Source organism: Couchioplanes caeruleus (assembly GCF_003751945.1).
Classification (GTDB): Bacteria; Actinomycetota; Actinomycetes; order Mycobacteriales; family Micromonosporaceae; genus Actinoplanes; species Actinoplanes caeruleus.
This window is the reverse complement of sequence record NZ_RJKL01000001.1, coordinates 3,072,665-3,096,480: the sequence shown is the minus strand read 5'-3', so window position 1 is coordinate 3,096,480 and position 23,816 is coordinate 3,072,665. Positions and strand designations below refer to the sequence as shown.

The 23,816-nt window shown below is 69.0% G+C and carries 19 protein-coding genes; 7 read left to right on the top strand and 12 right to left on the bottom strand.

Features of this window, described 5'->3' with window-relative positions; translation table 11 throughout:
* Window positions 1-28: 28 nt before the first annotated feature.
* From EDD30_RS13645 to EDD30_RS13605, 10 genes are all read right to left on the bottom strand, one after another.
* A complete protein-coding gene (locus EDD30_RS13645; RefSeq protein ID WP_084556040.1) occupies window positions 29-1,735 on the bottom strand; it encodes a putative Ig domain-containing protein in 1,707 nt (568 codons plus the stop codon).
* 74 nt (window positions 1,736-1,809) lie between these two features.
* Window positions 1,810-1,950, bottom strand: a complete 141-nt coding sequence (locus tag EDD30_RS39095) for a hypothetical protein (RefSeq protein ID WP_170047060.1) — start codon at window positions 1,948-1,950, stop codon at window positions 1,810-1,812.
* A gap of 3 nt (window positions 1,951-1,953) precedes the next feature.
* Window positions 1,954-2,601, bottom strand: a complete 648-nt coding sequence (locus EDD30_RS13640; RefSeq protein WP_071802774.1) for a hypothetical protein — start codon at window positions 2,599-2,601, stop codon at window positions 1,954-1,956.
* The gene (locus tag EDD30_RS13635; RefSeq protein ID WP_071802773.1) at window positions 2,601-3,371 is read right to left on the bottom strand and encodes a PilN domain-containing protein; all 771 of its coding nucleotides are present in this window, start codon (window positions 3,369-3,371) and stop codon (window positions 2,601-2,603) included. The genes EDD30_RS13640 and EDD30_RS13635 overlap by 1 nt, the downstream gene beginning before the upstream one ends.
* On the bottom strand, window positions 3,371-4,396 hold the full coding sequence (gene pilM / locus EDD30_RS13630; RefSeq protein WP_071802772.1) for a type IV pilus assembly protein PilM: 1,026 nt from the start codon (window positions 4,394-4,396) through the stop codon (window positions 3,371-3,373). The genes EDD30_RS13635 and pilM overlap by 1 nt, the downstream gene beginning before the upstream one ends.
* A gap of 19 nt (window positions 4,397-4,415) precedes the next feature.
* The gene (locus EDD30_RS13625) at window positions 4,416-5,204 is read right to left on the bottom strand and encodes a prepilin peptidase (protein WP_071802771.1); all 789 of its coding nucleotides are present in this window, start codon (window positions 5,202-5,204) and stop codon (window positions 4,416-4,418) included.
* Window positions 5,205-5,274: 70 nt separating this feature from the next.
* Window positions 5,275-5,748, bottom strand: a complete 474-nt coding sequence (locus EDD30_RS13620; protein WP_071802770.1) for a prepilin-type N-terminal cleavage/methylation domain-containing protein — start codon at window positions 5,746-5,748, stop codon at window positions 5,275-5,277.
* A gap of 99 nt (window positions 5,749-5,847) precedes the next feature.
* The gene (locus EDD30_RS13615) at window positions 5,848-7,077 is read right to left on the bottom strand and encodes a type II secretion system F family protein (protein ID WP_071802769.1); all 1,230 of its coding nucleotides are present in this window, start codon (window positions 7,075-7,077) and stop codon (window positions 5,848-5,850) included.
* A 1-nt stretch (window position 7,078) separates the two neighbouring features.
* The gene (locus tag EDD30_RS13610) at window positions 7,079-8,206 is read right to left on the bottom strand and encodes a type IV pilus twitching motility protein PilT (RefSeq protein ID WP_071802823.1); all 1,128 of its coding nucleotides are present in this window, start codon (window positions 8,204-8,206) and stop codon (window positions 7,079-7,081) included.
* A 136-nt stretch (window positions 8,207-8,342) separates the two neighbouring features.
* Window positions 8,343-10,010: a GspE/PulE family protein gene (locus EDD30_RS13605; protein ID WP_071802768.1), complete on the bottom strand. Its 1,668-nt coding sequence runs from the start codon at window positions 10,008-10,010 to the stop codon at window positions 8,343-8,345.
* Window positions 10,011-10,584: 574 nt separating this feature from the next.
* Between EDD30_RS13605 and EDD30_RS13600 the strand changes: the two genes are divergently transcribed.
* A complete protein-coding gene (locus EDD30_RS13600; RefSeq protein WP_170047058.1) occupies window positions 10,585-11,358 on the top strand; it encodes an AfsR/SARP family transcriptional regulator in 774 nt (257 codons plus the stop codon).
* On the opposite strand, the gene EDD30_RS13595 is transcribed toward EDD30_RS13600, so the two are convergent.
* Window positions 11,355-11,864, bottom strand: coding sequence for an FAD/NAD(P)-binding protein (locus EDD30_RS13595; RefSeq protein WP_071802767.1), 510 nt, complete (start codon window positions 11,862-11,864; stop codon window positions 11,355-11,357). The two genes, EDD30_RS13600 and EDD30_RS13595, sit on opposite strands and share 4 nt — an antisense overlap.
* Window positions 11,845-13,245 carry an aminotransferase class V-fold PLP-dependent enzyme gene (locus EDD30_RS13590; protein WP_211277639.1) on the bottom strand — a complete coding sequence of 467 codons (1,401 nt, stop codon included), beginning with the start codon at window positions 13,243-13,245 and terminating at the stop codon, window positions 11,845-11,847. The genes EDD30_RS13595 and EDD30_RS13590 overlap by 20 nt, the downstream gene beginning before the upstream one ends.
* Before the next feature lie 699 nt (window positions 13,246-13,944).
* Between EDD30_RS13590 and EDD30_RS13585 the strand changes: the two genes are divergently transcribed.
* The 6 genes from EDD30_RS13585 to EDD30_RS13560 all read left to right on the top strand — a co-directional run bounded on the left by EDD30_RS13585 (window position 13,945) and on the right by EDD30_RS13560 (window position 23,814).
* The gene (locus EDD30_RS13585; protein WP_071802766.1) at window positions 13,945-14,178 is read left to right on the top strand and encodes a hypothetical protein; all 234 of its coding nucleotides are present in this window, start codon (window positions 13,945-13,947) and stop codon (window positions 14,176-14,178) included.
* A gap of 164 nt (window positions 14,179-14,342) precedes the next feature.
* Window positions 14,343-15,227 carry a (3R)-3-[(carboxymethyl)amino]fatty acid oxygenase/decarboxylase gene (gene scoE / locus EDD30_RS13580; RefSeq protein ID WP_084556038.1) on the top strand — a complete coding sequence of 295 codons (885 nt, stop codon included), beginning with the start codon at window positions 14,343-14,345 and terminating at the stop codon, window positions 15,225-15,227.
* Between the two features lie 31 nt (window positions 15,228-15,258).
* Window positions 15,259-16,458, top strand: a complete 1,200-nt coding sequence (locus EDD30_RS13575; protein ID WP_071802765.1) for a cytochrome P450 family protein — start codon at window positions 15,259-15,261, stop codon at window positions 16,456-16,458.
* Window positions 16,455-17,051, top strand: coding sequence for an FcoT family thioesterase (locus tag EDD30_RS13570; protein WP_244945239.1), 597 nt, complete (start codon window positions 16,455-16,457; stop codon window positions 17,049-17,051). Before EDD30_RS13575 ends, EDD30_RS13570 begins: the two co-directional genes overlap by 4 nt.
* A complete protein-coding gene (locus EDD30_RS13565) occupies window positions 17,048-17,437 on the top strand; it encodes an acyl carrier protein (protein WP_084556037.1) in 390 nt (129 codons plus the stop codon). The genes EDD30_RS13570 and EDD30_RS13565 overlap by 4 nt, the downstream gene beginning before the upstream one ends.
* The gene (locus EDD30_RS13560; RefSeq protein WP_084556036.1) at window positions 17,434-23,814 is read left to right on the top strand and encodes a type I polyketide synthase; all 6,381 of its coding nucleotides are present in this window, start codon (window positions 17,434-17,436) and stop codon (window positions 23,812-23,814) included. The genes EDD30_RS13565 and EDD30_RS13560 overlap by 4 nt, the downstream gene beginning before the upstream one ends.
* The last annotated feature ends 2 nt before the right edge of the window (window positions 23,815-23,816 follow it).

The window sequence follows — 23,816 nt, the reverse complement described above, 5'->3', positions numbered from 1 at the left end:
TCCCGGGCGGGCCGCCCATCCCGGCGCATCATGTGATGGTCCAGTCGAACATGAGGTGGGCCAGCTCGCCGGACTTGTTCTTCGCCGTGAGTCGCACGCGGTAAACGCCACGTGCAGCCGGCTTGCCGCTGACCACACCGCCCGTCGTCATGGTCACCCCGAGGGGCAGTCCCGTCGCGGTCCAGGTGAGGCCGGCGGCGGGGACGGCGGACGCCGAGTACGGGGTCATGGTGACATTGACCGGTTTGCTGGGAATGGGGGAGGAGGTCACCCTGAGGTCGTTGCCGCCGCCTGTACTCACCGACACGACCACCGTGATGGTCTGCTGCTGACCCATCCTGTCGGTGACGGTGATGGTGGTCAGATACCGGGTGCCGTTCTGGATCGTTCCCGTGACCGTGCCGGTGCTGGGGTTGATCGTCAGGCCGTCGGGCAGGTCGGTGGCCGACCAGGTCAGGGGTGCTACTCCAGCACCCGTGAGGGCATCATCCAACTCGTAGTTGACGGAGGTGCCGTTCGCCACTCCCGGCGGGGTGAACTGGGCGAGTCTCAACGGCGGCGCCATGAGCCAGTCGAAACTGACCTCTGCGGGTGGCTGGCCGCCCGAGTCGGTCACCTTCACGGTGACGTCGCTGTACAGCGTTGTCACCGCCGGAGAACGGCCCGAGATGACACCGGACGAGTTGATCGTCCAACCTGCCGGAAGGCCGGTCAGGGTCCACGTCAGCGGCGCCTTCCCGCCGGCGACCACCATGGCGAGCGTGACGTTGGTGTTGAGCGGGGTCGTCTGCTTGCCCGGGTTGGTCAGCGTGAGCCTGTCCGTCACGGTCCAGGTGAAGGTGTCGTAGTCGCTGCGGTTGTCCTTGTCGGTGACCTTGACCTCCACCGTGAAGGTCTTGGCCTCCATGAAGGTTCCGGTGATCGCGCCGGAGTCGACGTCGATGGCCAGCCCCGTCGGCAGCCCGGTAGCCACCCACTTGAGCGCCGGCCGGCCGCCCGTCGAGAGGATCTGGAAGTGGTGCGGAAGCATGAGGACGTCGCCTACGTACGAGAACTGGTCGACAACCGTCTTCACGGTGGGCGGCGGCTGCACGGTGTCGAAGGTGGGGTCCTCGGCGTTGCTGATCAGCGTGGACGCGGTGTAGAGGCAGAACTGGTCCGGACACGCGGCGTGCTTCCAGTCCACCGAGACGACGACGCGCAGGAACTTCACACCGGTGACGGTCTTGTTGCAGCTCTCGGTCGGCGCCGGCGTTGCGCTGGGTGCCGGCGTGGCAGTGGCATCGGCCTTGCTCTGCCAGCACCGTCCGAGGTACCACTGCTGGCGGTAGACGACGTTGTTGACCTCGACCTCGATGGGTTCGGTCGGCAGCGCCGCCTTCCTCCCTTCCGTCGACAAGTCGGACAGCGAGTCATCCCAGGTCAGCTCCATGGATTCCAGCAGCTCGCCGACCTTCTCCGGGGCCTCGTTCCACTGCCGCTGCACCTCGGCCTTGCTGCGCCCGATCGCCAGGGAGTCCGCGGAGAGCGCACGGACCCGTTCGATCGCGTCGTTGGCGACCTGGATGGCCGACTGGTCGGCGCGCTGCCGGTCGCTCAGGGCCACGGAGGTGACCAGGAAGGGCGCGATCGAAGCCATCACCGTGCCGATCACGAACATTGCCGCCAGCACTTCCAGCAGCGACATTCCCTCATCGCCCGGCGGCGTGGCGGCGGCTGCTCGATCGGTCGGCATGCTGTCCTCACTGAGATGGAGCTGACACCGCTCCTATCGATCGCCGGCGCCCCGGGTTGAGGATTCCGGGGAAATCAGGCCGTTCGGCGCGGTGGACTGGCCGGGTCGACCTCGACCAGGAGGTGCCGGTCGCCGCCGGCCTCGTCGAGGATGCGTTCGGCGGCCGCGACGGAGAGCCAGTCGAGGACGTCCTCGCCGTGCACGACGTCCGCCATCGCTCAGTCCGTCGTGACCGAGGGCATCCCGGATCCGGCCGGCGGGGCCACGAAGGCGTGGATGGATATGCTGAGCTGATCCGGCTCCTCCTCGTCCTCGTCCTCGTCCTCGTCCTTGTCCTCCGCCTCCTCGTCCTTCTCCGTCTCCTTCTCCTCGGCGGCCTCGAAGGACGCCGACTCGATCAGTACCGCACGCTTCTGGTTGCTGGCCTGCAGCAGTTCCAGGAGGTCGTCGAGCTTCTCCTTGTCGCCGTCCGCCTTGAGCTGGATGGCGATGTCCCAGACGTTCGCCAGTCCCTTGACCTCCTTCGGCGTGCTGACGGTGAGCGACTTGACGTCCACGCCGACCTTGAGGCTCTGCGTCTGAAGCTGGCGCAGGAAGGCCGGTATGCCGGAAGTCGACGGCAGTGCCTTGCGATACGCGTTCCTGGTCGCCTCGAGCTTCTTCTTGTCCTTCTCCGTCTTCTTGAGCGCGGTGATGTCCTTGCGGAGCTTGCTCGTCTGTGCCGTGAAGTTATCGGTCTGGTCGGCCAACGCCTGGGTGTCGGCCGAGGTCGGGATGATGACCGCGAAATATGTCACGGCGACGAGCAGACCCGCGGCCAGGAACCCGAAGATCATCCAGAGTTGGCCGGCATGTCCGGTGCGCATCACTTACCTCCGCAGGACTTGCTGCTGAACCGGCCGCACAGGGCAGCCTTGGTGATCTCCACGTCGACGCTGAACTCGACCAGCGTCGTCTCGTCGTCGCTCGTCTCTTCCCCGTTCGTCTCTTCCCCGCTCGTCTCGTCGTCGCTCTTGGTGTCGACCCGAGTGACGCTGGTGACGAACGGGTTTCCGACCGTGGTCTTCTCGGCGAGGGCGTCCACGTAGGCAGCGAGGGTCTTCTTGTCGGGAGCGGTCCCCGTTACGGTCACCGTGCCGAGCGAACCGGACTTGCTCGTGCTCGGCAACGTGCCGGACGTGGTGGCCCCTTCGCTGTCGCCCTCCTTGGCCAGGCTGCCGGAGATGCCGTCGACGACGATGTCGTCCGGCCCGGTGGTCCGTAGCAGATGCAACAGCGCGGACCAGTCCAGGTCGTTCGCCATCACTGTCTGGAGTTGCTTCTTGAGCAGGTCGCCCTCGTCGCGCAGCTTCACCACCGGCGCGAACTTGTTCTTCTCCCGTTGCAGGGCCGCGATCTGACCGTTCGCGGCGGTGACCTCGCGATCGGCCTCCTGCTCCAGGCGCTTCGCCTGCACGATCCAGGCGCTGCAGGCCAGTGCGACGAGGAGCACGAAGGCGATCATCAGGCCCCGGATCCGCCGATTACGCCGCTTGGCCACGATCTCGTCCGGCAGCAGGCTGGCCGAGATCGTCAGGACCCGGTTGACCCGCTGGGCGGTCACCGCGGGGTCCACGGGCATCAGGGTGGTGGTCATCAGGCTGCCGCTCCCAGGGTGAGGCCGATCGACACCGCGGCGGCGGGCAGGAAACTGTCGAACCCGCGCTGCTTCGCCTTGCGGGTGTCACGCAAACGGCTCGCGTTGTCGGCATAGACGACCGTGACGCCGAGCTGCTTCTGGACCTGCTCGGCCAGCCCGGGCATGAGCGCGCTGCCGCCGCACAGCGCGACGCGGGTCACCTGCTTCTGCCGCTCGCCCGACGCCAGGTAGGTGAACGAGCTCCGCAGCTCGCTGATCAGCGGACGGACCGCATCGCTGACCGCGGTGGCGGAGTCCGGGCGCTCGTCGCCGTGCAACCCGTAGCGGCACTTGAGCGCCTCGGCCTCCGGCGCCGGGATGCCCAGGCGGGTGGCGATGCTCTCGGTGATCTCCACGCCGCCGCGCGGCACGGTACGCACGATGAGCGGCTCGCCGTCGGCGTGCACGATCACGCTGGTGATCTGGGCGCCGATGTCGACGATCGCCTCGACCTGTGCGTCCAGGCGGGAGGCCGCACGCAGCAGGGCGAACGAGGCGAGGTCGACGTCGACGACGTGCAGGCCGGCCCGTTCGACCGCCTGGACGAGGTCCATCACCGCGTCCTTGGGCATGGCGACGAGCAGGCCGCGGACGGTGGCGTTGTCACCGGGCTCCTCGAGCGGCCGGAAGTCCAGCAGCGAGCGCTCGACCGCGAGCGGGAGCATGTCACGCACCTGGAACGGCAGCGCGCTGCGCATCTCCTTGGCCGGGAGGTTGGCGATCGACGCCTCCCGCACCACGAGCTGCGGGTTGGTGACGCCGAGCCGCACCTTCTTGGTGGCGAACTTGCACGCCGCCCAGAGCTGCTTGAGGGCCGAGGTCACGGCGAGGGGATCGGCGACGGTGCCGCTCTGCACGGTGCCGGGCGGCAGCGGGACCTGACCGAAGTTGGTCAGGTTGAACTCGTCCTTCGCGCGGCGGACCTCCACGGCGCGGATGGACGACGAGCCGATGTCCAGCCCGATCGGAGTGACGCCAGCCATCGGTTCCTTCCTCGGTGGGTCAGAGGGTGGGGACGAGCAGGGAGGTGTACCAGTCGGCGATGGGCGCCGCGGCGAACACGGCGAGGAAGGCGCCGGCGAGCATGTACGGGCCGAACGGGATGCGGCTCTTGCGCCCGGCGACCTTCAGCAGCATCAGCACGGTGGCGACGATGCCGCCGAGCAGAAAGGCGGCGAAGGCGCCGACGGCGACCGAGCTCCAGCCGAGCCAGCCGAGATAGAAGCCGAGCAGCGGCGCGAGCTTGACGTCGCCGCCGCCCATGCCCCGGGGCACCAGCGCGAGAGCACGGTAGATCGCGTAGAGCAGAGCGGCGGCGAGCAGGCCGCGGACCACGGTGTCCCAGCCTCCGCCGGCGACCGCCGCCGGGATCAGCAGCAGCGGGGCGACGGCGTACGACGGCAGCACGATCGCGTCGGGCAGCCGCAGCACGTCGAGGTCGATCGCGGTGAGGGCGATCGCTATCGCGGCCAGGTAGAGGTACGCCGGCAGCTCCCACGACCACCCGAACTTCGCGGCGACGGCGACGAACAGCGCGCCGGTGGCCGCCTCGACGAGCGGATACCGGGCGCTGACGGGTGCCTTGCAGTCCGCGCAGCGGCCGCGCAGCATGATCCAGCCGAGCACCGGGACGTTGTGCCGGGCACGGACCCCGTTGCCGCAGTGCGGGCACTGAGACGGAGGCCGCACCAGGGATTCGCCGCGCGGAACCCGGTGGATCACGACGTTGAGGAACGAACCCACGACGAGACCGAGCAGGGCGACGATGCCGAACAGCAAGGGCTGGGGCATGGCGGTCCTCCTCGGCCTCGTCAGTGAGTGAAGGGGTGGCGCCGGTGCTGGCGCCACCCGACCCGATACGTCAGGCGCAGGTGCCGGAGTCGAAGGCGCCCTCTTGGGGCGTGACGGAGCCGCCGGCGCTGCTGTCGTACAGGTACCACGTGTCCTCGCTGCCGTTCTTGTTCTGCGCGCAGAGCAGGTATCCGTCGCCGACCGGGACGTAGCCGAGCTCCGTCTGCTCCGACAGCGTGACCTTCCGCCCGTCGCCCAGGTTGAGGTACGTCTCGTCGGCGTCGTCCTCGCCCTCGTTCGATTCGGCGACCGCCGCGTCGGGGTATTTGTTGCCGTTCTCGGTGTAGTACTGCTCGACCGCGCTGATCGCGCCGCGCACGTCGGACTGGGCCGACTTGTCGGCGGCGCCCTGGCGGTAGTTGAGGTAGACCGGCACGGCGATGGCGACCAGCACGCCGATGATGACCACGACGACGAGAAGCTCGATGAGGGTGAAGCCCTCGTCGTCCTTCTTGGCGCGCAGTCGGCTGATGGTGTCCTGCATGGGAGGTGCCTCCGTTGTGGCGTCAGGGTGGGCGAGGTTGGGGTTGTCCGGGCTCGGGCGCCCGACGTCGACCGGAGACCGGTCGGGTACTGCTCCAGGTCAGCCCTGGATGTTCTGGTAGATGGTGAACATCGGTAGGTACAGACAGATCACCATTCCGCCGACCACACCTCCCATGACGAGGACCATGATCGGTTCGATCGAGGCGGCGAGGGACTCGGCGGCGCTGTCGACTTCCCTGTCATAGAAATCGGCAACCTTGTCGAGCATCTGACTGATTTGACCGCTTTCTTCGCCGACTTCGATCATCTGTGTGACCATCTGCGGGAAGACCTTGTGATGGCGCAGGGCCGACGACATCGGCTGGCCGTCACGGACGGCCGACTGGACGTCCTGCATGGCCCGGTTGACGATCTCGTTGCCGGTGGTCTCGCCGACCACGGTGAGCGCCTGCATCACCGGCACGCCCACGTTGAGCAGCAGACCCAGGTTGCGGGAGAACCGGCTCATCGCCAGCTTGCCGAGGAGCGAGCCGAAGACCGGCAACCGGAGCTTGAGCGTGTCGACCTTGAGCCTGAAGTCGGCGCTCGTGCGGATCTGGCGCTTGTAGAGGACCGCGCCGCCGATCGTCACGGTCAGGAACGTCGGGGCGATCCAGAACATGTTGTGGCTGGTGTCGACGAGGAACTGCGTGATGCCCGGGAGCTCGCCGCCCAGGTTCTTGAACATGTCCTCGAAGATCGGGACGATGAACTTGAGCACCGCGCCGATCATCACGAAGGTGAAGCACAGCACGATGGCGGGATAGGTCAGCGCCGCCTTGATCTTGCCGCGGAGGGCCGTGTCCTTCTCCATGCTCTCGGCGACCTGCTCGAGGGCCTGGTCGATCATACCGCCGGCCTCGCCGGCCCGGACCATGGCGATCATGAGGCGCGGGAAGACCTTGTCGTGCTTCGCCATCGCCGTCGACAGCGAGACGCCGCCGGAAACGTCGGCGCGGACCTCGCCGACCGCCTTCTTCAGCGAGGCCGCCGAGGTCTGCTCCTCCAGGATGGCCAGCGAACGCAGCAGCGACATGCCGGAAGCCGTCATCGTGGCGAACTGCCGGGCGAAGACCGCCAGGTCCTTGAGCTTGGTCCGGCCGCCGAGACCGGGGATCTTGATGTCCTTGTTGAGGCCCTGGCCGGCCTCGGACAGGTCCAGCGGCGTCTCGCCACGCTGTTTGAGCATCTGGGTCGCGGCGGCCTCGTTGGCCGCCTCGATCGTGCCCTTCGTCTTGTGGCCGGAGGCGTCGATGCTGTTGTAGTGGAAGGTTTTGGTTGCCGGCATGTCACACCCTTCCGATCAGGCGTTTCAGTTCCTCGGCGGAGTGGCAGATCTCGAGGGCGGCGTCGACCGTCACGATGCCCTCGCGGACGCGCTCGGCGAGATGCTGGTCGAAGGCCAGCATTCCGTCGTTGCCGCCGGCCTGCATGAACGAGGGGATCTGGTGGGACTTGCCCTCGCGGATGAGGCTGCGGATCGCCGGGGTGGCCGTGAGGATCTCGCAGACCACCGCGCGGCCCTTGTTGTCGGCGCGGGGGGCCAGGGCCTGGGTGACGACGCCCTGGAGGCTGGCGGCGAGCTGGGCTCGGATCTGGAGCTGCTGGTGCGGGGGGAAGATGTCGATGACGCGGTCGATGGTCTGGGTGGCGCTCTGCGTGTGCAGCGTCGCCAGCACCAGGTGGCCGGTCTCCGCCGCGGTGAGGGCCGTCGCGGTCGTCTCGAGGTCGCGGAGCTCGCCGACGAGGATGATGTCGGGGTCCTGGCGCAGGGCGTGCTTGAGCGCCTGGGCGAAGGTGTGGGTGTCCGCGCCGACCTCGCGCTGGTTGACCACGCTGCGCTTGTGCGGGTGCAGGAACTCGATCGGGTCCTCGATGGTGATGATGTGCGCCGCCCGGCTGCGGTTCGCCAGGTCCAGGACCGAAGCCAGGGTGGTGGTCTTGCCGGAGCCGGTCGGGCCGGTCACCAGGACCAGGCCGCGGGGCAGGTGGGCGAAGCGGGACACCGACTCCGGCATGCCGAGCTCGTCCAGCGGCTTGATCTTGTGCGGGATGGCGCGGAAGACGGCGCCGCAGGAGTTGCGCTGGATGTAGAGGTTGCCGCGGAAGCGGGAGACGCCGACGATGCTGTGCGCGAAGTCCAGCTCGTGCTCCTGCTGGAAGGTCTGCCACTGCGCCGGGGAGACGCCCGCGCGGCACAGCAGTGCGGTGTCGGCCGAGTTGAGCTTGCCGTATCCGGGGAGCGGGCGCAGCCCGCCGTCGACCCGGATCATCGGGGGTGAGCCGACCGTCAGGTGCAGGTCGGAGCCGCGCGACTCGACGAGGGTGACCAGCATCTGGTCGAGCACGGCCAGGTCATCCGCGGCAGGCTCGGACGGAGCGGACTGCTGCGGAACCGTGTGGTCGAGCGTGTACATCTGCTGCACCGACAATCTCCCGATGGTCTTTGGACCCTCCTCATTCGGCATCGCGACGACCCGGTTGAGGACGTTTTTCGCCAGAAATGCGTGCCCTCGGCCCCAAGGGGGTACCCTGCGGCCCGCTCAGGTGATCTCAGATCGCGACACGGGACACCTCGGTGACCGACGTCAGGCCGCCGGCCGCCTTGGCCAGGCCGTCCGAGCGCAGGTCGTACATGCCCTGCTCGATCGCCACGTCGCGGATCTCGCCGGAGGAGGCCCGCCGGATGGTGAGCGTCTCGATCTCCGGGGAGATGGGCATCACCTCGTGCAGCGCGATGCGGCCGCGATAGCCGGTGTTGGCGCAGTCGCGGCAGCCGATCGGCTTCCACAGCGTCTCGGGGATCTTGAGGTCCTGCACCGGCCAGCGGGCGTTCTCCAGCTCCTCCTCCGTGGGCGCGTACGCCTCCTTGCACCAGTCGCAGAGCCGCCGGGCGAGCCGCTGGGCCAGGACGCAGTCCAGCGACGAGCCGACGAGGAACGGCTCGATGCCCATCTCGGTGAGGCGGGTGACCGCGCCCGGCGCGTCGTTGGTGTGCAGGGTCGAGAGCACGAGGTGACCGGTCAGGGACGCCTCGGTGGCGATCTGGGCGGTGTTGCCGTCCCGGATCTCACCGATGAGCACGACGTCGGGGTCGGAACGCAGGATGGCCGGGAGCACCGCCGCGAAGGTCAGGCCGGCCTTGGCGTTGACCTGCACCTGGTTGATACCGCGCAAACGGAACTCGACGGGATCTTCCACCGTGATGACATTGATTTCGGGCTTACTGATCCGGCCCAGGGTCGCATACAGGGTGGTCGACTTGCCGGAGCCGGTGGGGCCGGTGACCAGGACCATGCCGTGCGGCTTGCTGAACGACTCCGCGAAGCGGTTGAGGTTGTGCTGGGTGAAGCCCAGCTTGCTCATGTCCAGATCGATGCCGCCGGTGTCGAGCACCCGGAGCACGATCTTCTCGCCCCACACCGTCGGCAGGGTCGCGGTCCGCAGATCGACCTTGCGGTCGCGGATCATCACGGTGATGCGGCCGTTCTGCGGCACCCGCTTCTCGGTGATGTCGACGCCCGACATGATCTTCAGGCGGGAGGTCAGCGCGGACATGACGCCGCGCGGCACGGTGTCCAGCTCGTGCAACACGCCGTCGATGCGGTAGCGCACCCGCATGCCGTCCTCGTTCGGTTCCAGGTGCAGGTCGGAGGCGCGGTTCTGGACGGCCTGCTCGATCAGGCTGTTGACGTAGCGCACGATCGGCGCGTCGTCGGCGCTGGTGGCCTGCGCGGTCATGCCGCCCTGGTCGTCGTCCGAGGTGTCGGCGAGGTCGCCGAGGTCGCTGGCCTCGCGCTGCAGGCGCTCGATGATGCGGCGGACCTCGCTGCGGGCCACCACCACCGGGCGTACGGTCATGCCGGTGGCCGCCCGGACGTCGTCGAGGGCCACCACGTCGCCGGGGTCGGTCACGCCGACGACCAGCTCGTCGTCGACGATGTTGAGGCCCAGGACCCGGTGTCGGAGGACGACGGAGAGCGGGATGCGCTTGAGGGCGGCGGGTTCGAGCGGGTAGCCGACCAGATCGACGGTGTTCAGGCCGAAGGCGTACGCGGCCGCCTCGGTCAACTGCTCCTCGGTGACGATCTTCTCGCTGATGAGGACCGCCCGCACGGACTTGCCGCTGCGCTCGGCGGATTCGGCCGCCGCATCCACCGCGTCCTCGTCGATGCCCATCTGCTTCAGGGCATCGATCAACGGGCGGAAGGTCTGGTCCATGACATCCTCACGAAACGCCTGTGCCGGGGGCTACCTCAGTCCCATCGGACACTTCCGCCGCGAACTGAGCGTGAGCTCGGCCGCCCTCCGTGTCGACCGATTGATGCCGTTCTGGGGGATTTGCATTCGGCGGTGCCCGCGGCTCGGGGGGACGCGGACGGGGGGTACCACCATTTGGTTGCTTGTTCCCGCCATGTGGATTGGTGTCGATCGATGCCGTGCTCCGACAGTCGGCGGCTCGATGAGGGATTTGCCGGTGTTGGGGAATTCGCCCAGCTCCGCCGGTCGCCGGTCCGACGGGCTTCCTCGCCGCCGCATGCAGGGGTTCCTCGATACGACGGGCCGCGGCCGGCGTCCCCGCCGCTCTCGGCGCCGGTTGCGAGAGCCGGCGCACCACGCCTGTCAAGGCGATGGCGGCGGTAAAAAAATCGACGTCTCACCCATGTCCCGGCATAGCATCGTCCTCTTAAGATCGCCACGGTGATCAACATCGGCGGCCATCGGGGGAGGCAGCGGTTTGATGATGAATGCGCCTGTGGAATTGGATGCTTTCCGCAGCCCACAAAGGATTGGTATGCGGTTGCTGGGGCCGTTCGAGGTGCTCGGCAAGGAAGGTCAGTCGATAACACCACGGCCGGCGAAGATGCGTACTCTGCTGGCGCTGTTGTGTGCTTACGCGGGTACCGTGGTGTCCACGCAGCAGATCGAGGCGGCACTCTGGGTGGAGGGTCGTCCGCGCACCGCGGCGACGGCACTGCATGTCTACATGTCGCGGGTCCGCAAACATCTGGAGGGTCATGGAGCAGGCTCGGTCGGCATCTCGACCAGGGCCTCCGGCTACGTCCTCAACGACGGGGTGTACGACCTGGACCATCAGTCGTTGCGCCGCCTCGTGCAGCGCGCCGACGACGCCGAGGCGGCCGGTCGTACCGCCGAGGCCGTCGAGATCCTGCAACGCGCCACGGCACTGCGGCGCGGCCCGGCGCTCGCCGACTTCCGGGACGTGCCGGTGCTCAACTCGGTCGGCCGGCACCTCGACGAGCAGTTCCTGCTGGCGTACGGGCGCAAGGCCGAACTGGAACTACGCCTCAACCGGCACGCCCGGCTGGTTCCCGAGCTCTTCGCCGTGGCGACGGAATACCCCACCCACGAGCACATCCATCAGCTCCTGATGCTGTGCCTCTACCGCACCGGACGCACTGCGGAGGCGCTGTCGGTCTACACCCGGCTCCGCGAACACCTCATCGAGGCGGTGGGCCTCGAGCCGAGCGCACGCAGCCAACGATTGCAGCAGCGCATCCTCCAGTTCGACACCCAACTGGACGAGGCGAACGCGCTCGCGAGCTAGCGAGGCGGCGGTCCTGGGGTGCCCTGCCGACGGGCACCCCTGCACCTCGTTCGTGCCGAGGACGCCGACCGGCACGACCGTCGCGCCGGTGAGTCAGGGCCAGCCGCGTGACGCCGGTCTTTCCCCGGTGGAGCCGGCCGTCCGGCGGACGGGTTGCCCTTCGGGAAGATGCCGAAGACCTTGCCGCTCATGACCACGCGGCGCGCCTGTTGCAGGCCGGCCTGCGCCGCCCGGCCGCCACTGCGAATCCGGTTGAGGAAGCTGGTCCGGGCCCGGCGTACACTGTGGACGCCGTCGGCGCCGAGCTCGCCGGTCCGCTCGTACACCCGGATCTCGATTCGCCCGTCCGGGCCGAGCCGGTCCACCGTCGCGGCGAGCCGTTCCAGCGCGTAGGTGGCCCGGGGCCCGCCACCGACGATCGTCAGCCGGAAGTGGTCCCCACCGCCCTGCGTCTCACGTGGCGGCAGGGATTCGCCGCTGTGACCGTCATCGGGTGAACCCGGCATCCGTGGCGACGGCCGCGGAAACCAGCCCGCCCAGCTTCTCGAGGAACGCTTCCACGTCGCCGTCGCTCATCGTGCCCATCGTGGACAGCCGGATGTACTCGCCCGACAGCACCTCCTGTGCGGGGTAGATGACGAATCCGGCGTCCCGCATGCCGGCGTGCACGGCGGCGAAGTCGACGCCGGGGGGCAGGGCCGCCGCAGTGAGGCTGACGGCGCGGTCCTCCGGGGCCAGCAGGAGCCGGAAGCCGAGTCGCTCGAGCCCGTCCCGCAGCCGCTCCGCGAGGCGCGCGTAGCGGGCGCCGCGCGCCGCCACACCCTCCCGCAGCGCCAGGTCGAGAGCGACGTCGAAGGCGTAGAAGGCCGGTACGCCGGGGGTGAAGGCGGGAGCGCCGGTGACCTCCTGCGCGAGGTAGTGACGGTGCAGATCCAACGAGAATGTTCGGCGCGGCATGGCGTCGAGCGTCGCGAAGCCGCTGCGGGGGCCGCACACGAATCCGAGGCCGGGCATGCCCTCCAGACACTTGTTGGCCGAGCCGGCGAGCCAGTCGACGCCGGTCGTGCGCATGTCGAGATACTCGGCGCCGATGCTGCTGACCGCATCCACGATCACCTCGCGGCCGTACCGGTGCGCCTCCGTCGCCATAGCGGCCACGTCGTTGCGCATGCCGGTGCTCGTCTCGTGGTGGACGACGAGGACGTGGGTGAGTCTTTCGTCGACGGCCAGGAGGCGCCCGACCTTGGCCTGCGGGATGCGGGTGCCCCAGCCCAGATCGAGATGACGGGTGTACAGCCCGTAGGCGGCGGCGATGTCGTGCATGCGCCTGCCGTAGTGGCCGTTGTCGATGGCCAGTACGCCGCCGCCCTGCGGCACCACCGAGCTGATGAGCGCCTCGACCGCCGAGGTTCCCGAACCGGTCAGCACCACACCGGCATGGTCGTTACCTCCGCCGCAGATGCGGACGACCTTGTCGCGGACGCGCCGCAGCAGATCGGTGAACTCCACTTCGCGGTGGCAGATGTCCGGGCCGGCCAGCGCGGCCCGGACCCGCTCGTCGGCATTCACCGGTCCCGGGTTCATGAGGATCTGCCGGCGACGGCCCGCGGAGTCGGTCTTCATCGTCTTCCCCTTGTGTCGGACCGGCCGGTTGGGTGGTGGCGGGAGTTCCGTGCACCGCCCGGAGCACCGCGGCACCGAACCGGGCGACCGACGCGGGTGGCGCCAGCGCCGGACGGCCGAGGTGCGGGTCCATTCCGGGATGACGGGTACGCGCAGGAACTGCGGGCCGCCGTGCCGCATCGCCCGGCGGACGGCCTGGCGGATCGTGGATCCGTCGGTGGCCTCGCGGTAACCGCATGCCCGCGCCACCGCGGGCAGATCCACGACGGGCGACATGGTCGGCTGGCCGCCGGTGGACTCGAGGCCGCTGGACCAGACTCCGTCGAAGCCGGCGCGTTCGGCGAGCCGGGCGCCGAGCGGATTGTGGGCTCCGGCGACCCGGATGGGACCGGGGCGCTCCGAGGCCTCGCGGAGACGCGGAACCGCTGGGGGCGGCCCGCAGAATCGGTGTGATGGTGTGCTCGCTGGTGTGGGTCAAGACTGCTGCCTCCGTGGCCGGCGGAAAGGGCAAGCCCGGCCTCCCCCGTCGCATGCCGAGAAGTTCGCACGAGACGAACGGATCCGAGCAATGAAGATAGGCGCGGAATTCCGGTGACCGCCAGAGCGGGGACGCGATTTTAGTGGCGGCGCCAGATCGGTGAATGGCATGGTTAAGTCGCGTTTTAGCCGGGCTTCAGGAGCGGGTGTTAAACCGCTGCTAGCATCGGCCGACCGATCGCTGCCGATGGCGCGAAAGTGTTCTGAAGACGCATTTCGCCTATCCATTCGGGCCTGGCAGGATGCGGGAAGAAACAATTTGTTGAGACGAGCTGTTCGGCTTGCCCTGCCTACTCTGGTTAGGGTGGTCTATCGTCCCCGCGTATCCGGGGCGCACCATATTCCGGCCATTGGCCGTGCATCATCGCGGCCAATCACCTTTCCTTTTCCGACCACGTCTTCATCTCGCTGACCACCCGCCGGCCGGTGGTCTTCATCGGCAAGCCGGAGCGACTGACCGGCGCCGGCATCAAGGGCCGGCTGGGCGCGGCGTTCTTCCGGGCCATCGAGATCGTGCCGGTGGAGCGTGACGGAGCGACCACGATGCCGCGGATCGCCCGCTTCTCCATGCGCTTCCGCGCACCGATGACCTTCACGGGTGCGGAGAGCGATCCCAAGCGCCGTCGCGGTGCTTCTTGCTTCTCTACCACGCCGAAGTAAACCGACGGGTAGCCGGAATGAAATGGACGCCGCGCCGGGCGGTTTAACCGCCATTTAGCGACGAATAAGCGGCGCATTAGTTGCGGCTGCTACCTTTGCTCGAGGTCGATTTTCAAATGTCCGTGCTTTGCGTTTCGTCAGCGACATGGGATGGGACTTTCTCCATGGATGTGCAGGTCACCGACAACGGTTTCGGGGCCACGGTGCGGGGCTTCGACCCGGCCACCGCCTCCGACGATGATTTCGCTGCCCTCAAGAACGGCGTGTACGAGCACAAGATCCTGATCCTCAAGGGGCAGGCGCTGGCGCCGTCCGCCTTCGTCGAGATGGGCCGGCGGATGGGGCGGGTCGAGGCGTACTACGAGCCGATGTACCACCACCCGGAAGAGCCGGACATCTTCGTGTCGTCCAACGTCAGCGACGGGGACAAGCAGATCGGCGTGCCGAAGACGGGCAAGTTCTGGCACGCGGATTACCAGTTCATGCCGAAGCCTTTCGGCCTGACGCTCATCTACCCGCAGGTCATCCCGGCGAAGAACCGGGGCACCTACTACATCGACATGACGCAGGCGTACCAGCGACTGCCGGAGGATCTGAAGCGGGAGATCGCCGGCACCCGGACGCTGTTCAGCGTTCGCCGGTATTTCAAGATCCGGCCCTCCGACGTCTACCGGCCGCTCGGCGAGCTCACCGAGGAAGTGGAGCGCAAGACGCCCACGGTCGCGCACCCGACGCTGTTCAAGCACCCGGTGACCGGTGCGACCGTGCTCTACAACAGCGAGGGCTTCACCGTCGGGATGGAGGACGCCGACGGCAACCGGCTCGACGACTCGCTCATGCAGCGGGTCTTCGAGGAGACCGGCCAGCACGACTCGAGCTTCTCCGGGCCCGGCATCCACCTCGTCACGCCGGAGCAGGGCGACCTGCTGATCTGGGACAACCGTGCGTTGATCCATCGGGCGCTGCACACGAGCACGCCCGAGCCCACGGTCTCGTTCCGCGTGACGGTGCACGACGACTTCCCCTTCCACGACGACCAGCCGCTCTGACCATCGCCCGACGCCCCGGAAGGGATCATCGATGACCTCGAAGTGCCCCGTGCACAACCTCGACTCCCCGTACGACGAGGAGTGGTTCGCCGACCCGTACCCGACGTACGAGCGTCTTCACGAGGAGGGCCCGGCGCACCGCGTGTGCCTGCCTGACGGCTCGCCGGTCTGGCTGATCACAAGGTACGAAGAGGCCAGCGAGGCGCTCAAGGACAAGCGGCTGGTGCGCAACCGCCGCTACGCCGACGACGACTACGAGAACGAGATGCTGCCGGAGATCGTGCGGTCCGGAAACCTCCACATGGAGGACGGCCCCCTGCACACCCGCCTGCGTCGCTTCATGAACTTCGCGTTCACCCCGAAGCGGATGGCGGCGCTGGTGCCGCGGATCCAGCAGGTCGTCAACGACCTGCTGGACGAGATCGAGCGCAAGGGCGGCGGCGACATCATGTCGGACCTCGCGGCGCCGCTGCCGATCACCATGACCGCCGACATCCTCGGCGTGCCGGACACCTCCCGTGCCGACTTCCGCGCCTGGAGCGACGCGATGCTGGGCAAGGACCCGGCCGCTGCCAGGGTTGCCGCCGGCAAGCTCCTCGCGTTCGTGGAGGAGCTCATCGAGCTGAAGAAGAGGGAGCCCGCCGACGACCTCATCTCCTACTGGATCAGCGCCCGCGACAGCGAGGGCCAGCCGCTGACCGACCAGGAGATGATCGGCATGACCTTCTTCCTGCTCCTCGGTGGGTACGACACCACGGTGGGGCAGATCGGCGCCTCCGTCCTGGCCCTGATCAACCACCCCGACAAGGCGCAGGAGATGCGGGACAACCCCGACATCATCCCGGCCGCGGTAGAGGAGCTGATGCGGTGGGACGGCTCGACGCACAGCGGTATCCGCCGCTTTGCGATCGAGGACATGACCATCGGAGGGGCCCAGATCAAGGCCGGCCAGCAGGTCATCATCTCGCTGGGCGCTGCGAACCGGGACCCCGAGCGCTTCGAGTGCCCGGCCGAGCTCCGGCTGGACCGACCGGACAACCAGCAGCTCGGCTTCGGCCGTGGACCGCACCACTGTCCGGGCAAGGAGTTGGCCCGCAACGAGCTGCGGATCGCCCTGGGCGAGCTCGTCCGCCGGTTCCCGAACATCAAGTGCGCCGTTCCGCAGGAAGAGCTCGATTGGCGGCCGTCCTGGCTGATCCGGGTCCCGCGGCAGTTCCCGGTGACCGTGTGAACACAGTGACCCACGCCGCCGGCTCTGTGGTCGGGTCCGGCGGCGCGCACGCCACCGATGAGGAGCTGCTGGCCGCCGTACTGCGCCCGTACCGGGAGAACTGCAAGTATCTGCGGTCGGCGGAGGTGACCGCCGTCGGCGAACCGGCCGACGGCGGTCGGGTCACGGCGCGATGCACCTTCGTGATCCCTGAGTCCTGTTACATCGACGACACCGGACACTTCAACTCGGTCGAGTTCAACATCTGCTACAACCAGATGCTCTACTACACGGTCGCCAAGACCGTGCAGGAACGGCTGGCGGCCCCCTTCTCCCGGTGGACAATGGACGACTACTGGGCCCGGCAGCTCGCCGACTTCCTCATCACCGACTTCCGCAGCTCGTTCAAGCGCGCCATGAGCGGCCGGTACTTCCACGGCGAGCTGGAGATCAACGACATCGCCGAGTGGGGCGGCAGCGACATCCGCGACGCCCTCGTCGTGCTCCGCACCACGTGCCGCTACTGGGACGAGCAGGGCGGTGCGTCGGCAGGAGAGATCCGGGTGGCGATCACCAATCCCCCCGGCGCGACCGCCGAGGACGCGAGGACATGACCGCTGTGCCGACCGAATTCATCACCGCGTTGCAGCGGATTCCCGCGTCCGCCCGCCGTGCGGCCCTGCAGGAGGCGGTGACCGCGGAATTCCGTACCGCCCTGCTGATGACGCCGGAGGAGACGCTGCCCCTCGACGCGAACTACTTCGACCTTGGGCTCACGTCCCTGCGGGTGACGGAAATCAAGCAGCGCCTCGAGGAGAAGCTCGGGTGCGAGGTGGACGCCGCGGTCCTGTTCGCCAGCCCGACCATCGCCGACCTCACGGATAACCTCGTCGCGGCCATGCCCGGGTCGTTCCCGGCCGCGCCCGCGCCGCCGCCGGGCCCGCCCGCCGACCGTAAGCCCCTCGTCGACAGTTTGCTGAAGGACCTGTTCGAAGCATGAGCAGCAGGGAGAAGACCACCATGCCGACGTCCGACCCTGAGATCTTGCGCGAGCTCCTGCTGGAGAAGTACGAACCCATCGCCATCGTCGGGATCGGCGTACGCTTCCCGGGCGGCAACCGCACGCCCGACGGTTTCGCCGAATTCCTGCGCGCCGGCGAGTCTGGCATCGGCCCGCTGCCCGCGGACCGGTGGGACGTCGACCGCTACGCCTCCTCCGAAGGCGGCAAGGGCACCATCCAGGCCTCCGGCGGCGGCTTCCTGGAGGACATGGACCGGTTCGACCCGCGCTTCTTCGGCATTTCGCCGAAGGAAGCCCAGTACATGGACCCTCAGGGCCGTCTGATCCTCGAGACCGCGTGGGAGGCGCTCGAGCACGCCGGCATCGACCCGGTCCGGCTGCGCCGTACCGACGGCGGCGTCTACGTGGGCGTGAGCTGCGTCGACTACTCGCTCGAAGTGGACGCCCTCGAATACTCGGAGCTGGATGCGTACGTCGGCACAGGTACGGCACACAGCGCGATCCCGGGCCGCCTCTCGTACTTCCTGGGCTGGCGCGGGCCCAGCATGGCGATCGACACCGCCTGCTCCTCCTCGCTCGTCGCCCTGCACCTCGCGGTCGAGGGGCTGCGCCGCAAGGAGTGCTCGGTCGCGCTGTGCGGTGGCGTCAACGCGATCCACCACCCGCGCAACCACATCGTCTTCAGCCAGGCCGGGATGCTGTCTCCGGACGGGCACTGCAAGACCTTCGACGACAGCGCCGACGGTTACAGCCGCAGCGAGGGCTGTGGCGTACTCGTCCTCAAGCGCTACTCCGATGCCAAGCGCGACGGTGACCACGTCCTGGCCCTGGTCCGCGGCACCGCGGTCCGGCAGGACGGCGAGAGCGGCGGACTCACCGTGCCCAACGGCTCGGCGCAGGACGCCGTCATGCGCGCCGCGCTGACCGGCGCGATGCTGGAGCCCGCCGACATCCAGTACGTCGAGGCACACGGCACCGGCACATCCCTGGGCGACCCGATCGAGGTCGGGGCGATCCGCTCGGTCTTCGCCGGTTCCCACTCCACCGAGCGGCCGGTCATCATCGGCTCGCTCAAGGGCAACCTCGGGCACATGGAGTCGGCCGCGGGCATCGGCGGCGTGATCAAGACCGTGCTGCAACTGCAGCACGGCGAGGTCTTCCCGCACATCGGCATGCGCACGCCGTCCCGGCACATCCCGTGGTCGACGTATCCGGTGTCGGTGCCCGTCACCGGGCGGCCGTGGGAAGCGGACGTCCGGCGGGCCCTGGTGAACTCCTTCGGCTTCGCGGGCACGATCTCCTCGGTCGTCCTGGAGCAGGCCCCCGCGAAGGCCCCGGACCCCGAGCCGGCCGCGAGCGGCGACGAGCCACATGTGCTGGCCGTCTCCGCGCGCAACGACGCCGCTCTGGAGCGGCAGATCGCCCGGTACCGCGACCACCTCGCGGCGAATCCCGACGTGTCGGTGGCCGACTTCTGCTACACCGCGGGCGTCTGCCGCGCCGACTTCCCGTCCCGTACGGCGGTGGTGGTCCGCTCCAGGGAGGAGCTCGCCGCTGCGCTCGCCGGCCCCGCACCGGCCGCGACGGAGGCCGGTCCGTCCAAGGTCGCCATGCTCTTCACCGGTCAGGGCGCGCAGTACGTCGGCATGGGCGAGACCCTGTACCGCCGCTACCCCGTCTTCCGGCGGTACGTCGACGCGTGCGACCGCCTCTTCGCGGCGCACCTCGGCGAGTCGATCCGCGACCTGATGTTCGGTGGCGACGCCGAGCGCATCAACGAGACCCGGTACACCCAGTCGGCGCTGTTCAGCGTGGAGTACGCGACGGCCATGCTGTGGCGTTCGTTCGGCGTCGAGCCGGACATCCTTCTGGGACACAGCATCGGCGAGATCGTCGCGGCCACGGTGGCCGGGCTCTTCGAGCTCGAGGACGCCGTGCGGCTCGTGTCGGTCCGTGGCCGGCTCATGCAGTCGGTCTCCGAGCCGGGCGGCATGATCGCGGTCGCCGCTCCCGCCGACGAGGTACGACCACTGATCGCCGCAATGCCCGATGTGAGCTTCGCGGCCTTCAACGCTCCCGGGCACTGCGTGATCTCCGGCGGTCGCGACTCGCTCGCGGCCGTCAAGGAATCTCTCCTCGGCCGCGGTCACCGGATCACGGAGCTTGCCGTCTCCCACGCCTTCCACTCGCCGCTGATGCGGACGGTGACCGAGTCCTTCAGGCGTGAGCTGGCCGATCTGCGCTTCGGCGAGATCACCGTGCCGTTCGTCTCCAACCTGACCGGCGAGGTCGCCGACCCGGCTCTGGTCGCCACGGTCGACTACTGGGCACGCCACATCGCCGAACCGGTCAACTTCGCCGCCGGGATGCAGGCCGTGCAGAAGCGCGGTGCGCATGTCTTCGTCGAGGTCGGGCCCGCGCCCACCCTGACGGGACTCGGCCGCCGATGCGCGCAGCCCGGCCTGGGGCACCGTTGGCTCGCGAGCATGCGTTCCGCTGACACGGACGGGACGACGCTGCTGGGGTCGATCGTGACCGCCTACACCGGAGGGCTCGCCATCGACTGGGCCGCCGTCTTCGACGGCACGGCCGGCCGGCGCGTCGACCTCCCCACGTACCCGTTCGACCAGCGGCGGTACTGGCTGCCGATCAAGGGAGGACGCCACGACCGGCGGGCTTCGACCGACCCGGGAGCCGCCCGGCACCCGCTGCTGGGCGACGAGATCAGCACCGCCGAGCAGGCCGCGGCCGGTATCCGCGAGTTCCGGACCCAGATCGGCCCCGACCAGCCGGCGTGGCTCGCCGACCACGTGGTGATGGACCAGGTCGTCTTCCCGGCGGCCGGATACGTCGAGACGGTGCTGGCACTACAGGACGCCGTCTACGGTGAGACGTCCCGGCCGGTGCACGACGTCGAGATCCTCGAACCCCTGCTGCTGGCGGCGGACCGCCTCACCGAGGTCCGGATACGGCTGCGTCCGGCACCCGACGGCGCCGCCGGGGTGGAGATCCTCAGCGTCGACGGAGCAGGCGACGCGGCGATCGAGCGCACGCACGCCCGGGCCGGCATCGCCGCGAGCGCCGCCGGCTCCGCCGAGCTGGAGTCGCTCGGCGAGCGGTTGCGCGAGGTCGCCGCGGAGCGGGCCGGCGACGAGCGCACCGGCGACGAGCTCTATCCGGAGTGGGCCGATCTCGGGCTGATGTACGGCCCGCAGTTCCAGCGCATCGACACGCTGTCCCGGATAGACCCGGAGACCGCGGTCTCGGCGATCCGCGGGCGCGAGACGGGAGGTCTCGACCTTCTGCCACCCGAGCTGCTCGACAACGTCATCCAGACCCTCGGCGGCGTGATCGACGACGGCCGTACCTATCTGCCGGTGCGGTTCGGCCGGCTGCGGTTGTTCAAGAAGCCCAAGGGCGGCATACTGCGGGCGGTCGTCCGCCGTACGGGCGCCGCCGAGACGGCCGGTGACTTCAGCGCCGACCTCCTCCTCCTCGACGGCGACCGCGTCGTGATCGTGGTGGACGGCCTCGGGTTCCGTCAGGTCGCCCAGACCGGGGACCGCACGCGCACCCGGATGTTCCATCGGCCACGCTGGCTCAAGCGGGCGCTGGTACGCCGCGCGGAAGCCGGGGAGCGAAGGCTGATCGTCGTCAACCGGGACGCGGCTGACGCCACCGTGCTGCGCCGGCAGGCCGAGAGCACAGGTACGGAGCTCGTGTTCGCGCCGAACGCCGGCGCCGTCCGCGAGCTGTTGGACGCCGGCACGGCCGACGTCTGCTGGGTGTGGCGTCCGGCCGGGGGAGACCTCGCCGGGCGGTTGCGGGACGAGGCCGAGAGCAACTACCGGGATCTTCTCGCGCTCATCGCCGCGCTCGAAGGACGCAGTACCCGGCTGTTCCTCGTCACCGAGACGGCGCAGCAGCTCACCGGGGATGCCGGCGATGCGGTCGCGGAGCACCTTCCCGCCAGCACGTTGTGGGGCTTCAGCCTCTCACTGTGGTCGGAATACCCGGCGTACCGCGTCACCCTCCTCGACCTGCGCTCGCTGGAGGAAGACGCCGCCGCGCTGCTCGACGAGGTCGTCGCGGCCGAGGACGAGTACCAGGTGGCCTACCGCGCCTCCGGTCGCCACGTGCGGCGGCTCCTGCCGTACTCGCCGGAGCGTGCGGACGCCGGCAACGCGGAGCTGATCGTCCAGGAGTACGGCAGCTTCGCGGGCATTCGCCTCACCCCGGTGCCGGACGTCGAGCCCACCGGCGACCAGATTGCGGTGCAGGTCCGTGCGACCGGCCTCAACTTCAAGGACGTCCTCAACGCGCTCGGCATGCTCAAGCAGTACGCCGAGGACACCGGGCAGCCGTACGTGCCTCTGCCGCTGGGCTTCGAGGGCGCCGGCACCGTCGTCGCCGTCGGACCGGAGGCCGGCTTCGAGGTCGGCGACGATGTGGTCTTCAGCCACATCGGATCCATGCGCCAGCGGGTGCTGGTGCCGTCGGAGTCCGCCGTCAGCATGCCGGCCGGGATCTCCTACGCGGAGGCGGCAGCCCTCCCGACCGCCTACATCACGGCGCACTATGCGCTGCACGGGCTGGCCGGGATGAAGCGCGGCGACCGGGTTCTGATCCACGCCGCGGCGGGTGGCGTCGGTCAGGCGGCGGTCCAGCTCGCGACGGCGGCAGGTGCGGAGATCTTCGCGACCGCCAGCCCGCACAAGCACGGCCTGCTCCGCGAGCAGGGGGTGGCCCACGTGCTGAATTCGCGCAGCCTGGACTTCTCCTCCAAGGTGCTGGAGGCGACCGGTGGCGAGGGCATCGACATCGTACTCAACAGCCTCAACAAGGAGTACATCGAGGCAAGCATGCGCTGCCTGGGACGGGGCGGCCGGTTCGTGGAGCTGGGCAAGATCGGCGCCTGGTCTCCCGAGCGGGCCGCCGAGGAGCGCCCCGACGTCGCGTACCACAACTTCGACCTGAGCGAGTTCCCCGAGGCGGAGCTGCGCCGGATCAACAACGAGATCCTGCGCGAGGTGGTCGACGGGATCGACCGGGGCACGTTGTCGGCGCTACGGACGACGGAGTACTCGCTCGACGAGGTCGAGGAGGCCTTCGGGGTGCTCAGCCGGGGTGCCAACGTCGGCAAGCTCGTGCTGTCCCTGGAGGCCGGGGAGGCCGAGCAGCCGCCGCCGGCGATCCGCCCGGACCGCACCTACCTGATCACCGGTGGTCTGGGCGCGCTGGGTCTGCTCGCCGGACGCAAGCTGGCCGAGCTGGGAGCCCGCCATCTGGCTCTGGTGACCCGGCGTCCGGTCAGCGAGGAAGAACTCGCCGGCCTGCGCTCCCGCATCGGCCGCGACGTCGAGGTGCGGGTCTACCGCGCCGACGTCGCCCGAGCCGAGGACGTGCGCGAGGTGGTCGCCGAGCTCTCCGCGGGAGACTGTCCGCTGGGTGGCGTCCTGCATGCTGCCGGCGTCCTCGCCGACGGACCCATCGCGACAATGACCTGGGAGGACCTCGACACCGTCTTCGGACCCAAGGTGTACGGCACCTGGCACCTCCACGAAGCCGTCGCCGCGATACCGACCGTCGAGTTCTTCACCGCCTACTCCTCCGTCGCCTCGGTCATCGGCTCCGTGGGCCAGGCGAACTATGCGGCCGGAAACGCGTTCGTGGATGCCGCGATGTCCTGGCGCGTCGCGGCGGGGCTCCCGGGAACCTCACTCAACTGGGGACCGTGGGCCGAGGTGGGCATGGCGGCAGAGCTGGACGAGCGGCTCGTCCGCAACCTGGAGGCTCAGGGCACGCGTTTCATCCGGCCGAAGCGGGGCATGGCCGCGCTCGCCACGATCCTCGCGCACCCGGTGCCACAGGCGGTCGTCGGGGAGTTCGACTGGGACAAACTGGCCGGGGGCCGGGCGCCGAATCCGCTGTACCAGCGGCTGGCCCGGCGCACGCAGAACCGCGACGACGCGATCGACCCGGCGGTGCTGCTGGCCCTGCCCCGGTCGGAGCGGCGGACCGCGGTGAACCGGATGATCCGTGGGCACGTCGCCGACGCGCTGCACTTCGACGGCCCCGACGACGTCCCGGCCGACGCGAAGTTCCTCGAGGTGGGCCTGGACTCGCTGGGTGCCGTCGAACTGAAGAACTTCCTCGAATCGTCGCTGCGGGTGGCCCTCCCGACCAGCCTGGCCTTCGACTACCCGTCGATCGGCCTGCTCACCGACTACCTCGAGCAACAGCTCGGCGGCGCGGACTCCACGGCAGAACAGCAGGTGGACGTGGGACCGCACGACGTCACCGACATGTCCGCCGACGAGGTGGCGGCCGAACTGGCGGCCCTGAGGGACCTCTGAGC

Bases quoted from the DNA above. Each gene is read 5' to 3' on its own strand.
- EDD30_RS13645 (WP_084556040.1), bottom strand. From the start codon at position 1,735: ATGCCGACCGATCGAGCAGCCGCCGCCACGCCGCCGGGCGATGAGGGA.
- EDD30_RS39095 (WP_170047060.1), bottom strand. From the start codon at position 1,950: ATGGCGGACGTCGTGCACGGCGAGGACGTCCTCGACTGGCTCTCCGTC.
- EDD30_RS13640 (WP_071802774.1), bottom strand. From the start codon at position 2,601: ATGCGCACCGGACATGCCGGCCAACTCTGGATGATCTTCGGGTTCCTG.
- EDD30_RS13635 (WP_071802773.1), bottom strand. From the start codon at position 3,371: ATGACCACCACCCTGATGCCCGTGGACCCCGCGGTGACCGCCCAGCGG.
- pilM (WP_071802772.1), bottom strand. From the start codon at position 4,396: ATGGCTGGCGTCACTCCGATCGGGCTGGACATCGGCTCGTCGTCCATC.
- EDD30_RS13625 (WP_071802771.1), bottom strand. From the start codon at position 5,204: ATGCCCCAGCCCTTGCTGTTCGGCATCGTCGCCCTGCTCGGTCTCGTC.
- EDD30_RS13620 (WP_071802770.1), bottom strand. From the start codon at position 5,748: ATGCAGGACACCATCAGCCGACTGCGCGCCAAGAAGGACGACGAGGGC.
- EDD30_RS13615 (WP_071802769.1), bottom strand. From the start codon at position 7,077: ATGCCGGCAACCAAAACCTTCCACTACAACAGCATCGACGCCTCCGGC.
- EDD30_RS13610 (WP_071802823.1), bottom strand. From the start codon at position 8,206: ATGTACACGCTCGACCACACGGTTCCGCAGCAGTCCGCTCCGTCCGAG.
- EDD30_RS13605 (WP_071802768.1), bottom strand. From the start codon at position 10,010: ATGGACCAGACCTTCCGCCCGTTGATCGATGCCCTGAAGCAGATGGGC.
- EDD30_RS13600 (WP_170047058.1), top strand. From the start codon at position 10,585: ATGCGGTTGCTGGGGCCGTTCGAGGTGCTCGGCAAGGAAGGTCAGTCG.
- EDD30_RS13595 (WP_071802767.1), bottom strand. From the start codon at position 11,864: ATGCCGGGTTCACCCGATGACGGTCACAGCGGCGAATCCCTGCCGCCA.
- scoE (WP_084556038.1), top strand. From the start codon at position 14,343: ATGGATGTGCAGGTCACCGACAACGGTTTCGGGGCCACGGTGCGGGGC.
- EDD30_RS13575 (WP_071802765.1), top strand. From the start codon at position 15,259: ATGACCTCGAAGTGCCCCGTGCACAACCTCGACTCCCCGTACGACGAG.
- EDD30_RS13565 (WP_084556037.1), top strand. From the start codon at position 17,048: ATGACCGCTGTGCCGACCGAATTCATCACCGCGTTGCAGCGGATTCCC.
- EDD30_RS13560 (WP_084556036.1), top strand. From the start codon at position 17,434: ATGAGCAGCAGGGAGAAGACCACCATGCCGACGTCCGACCCTGAGATC.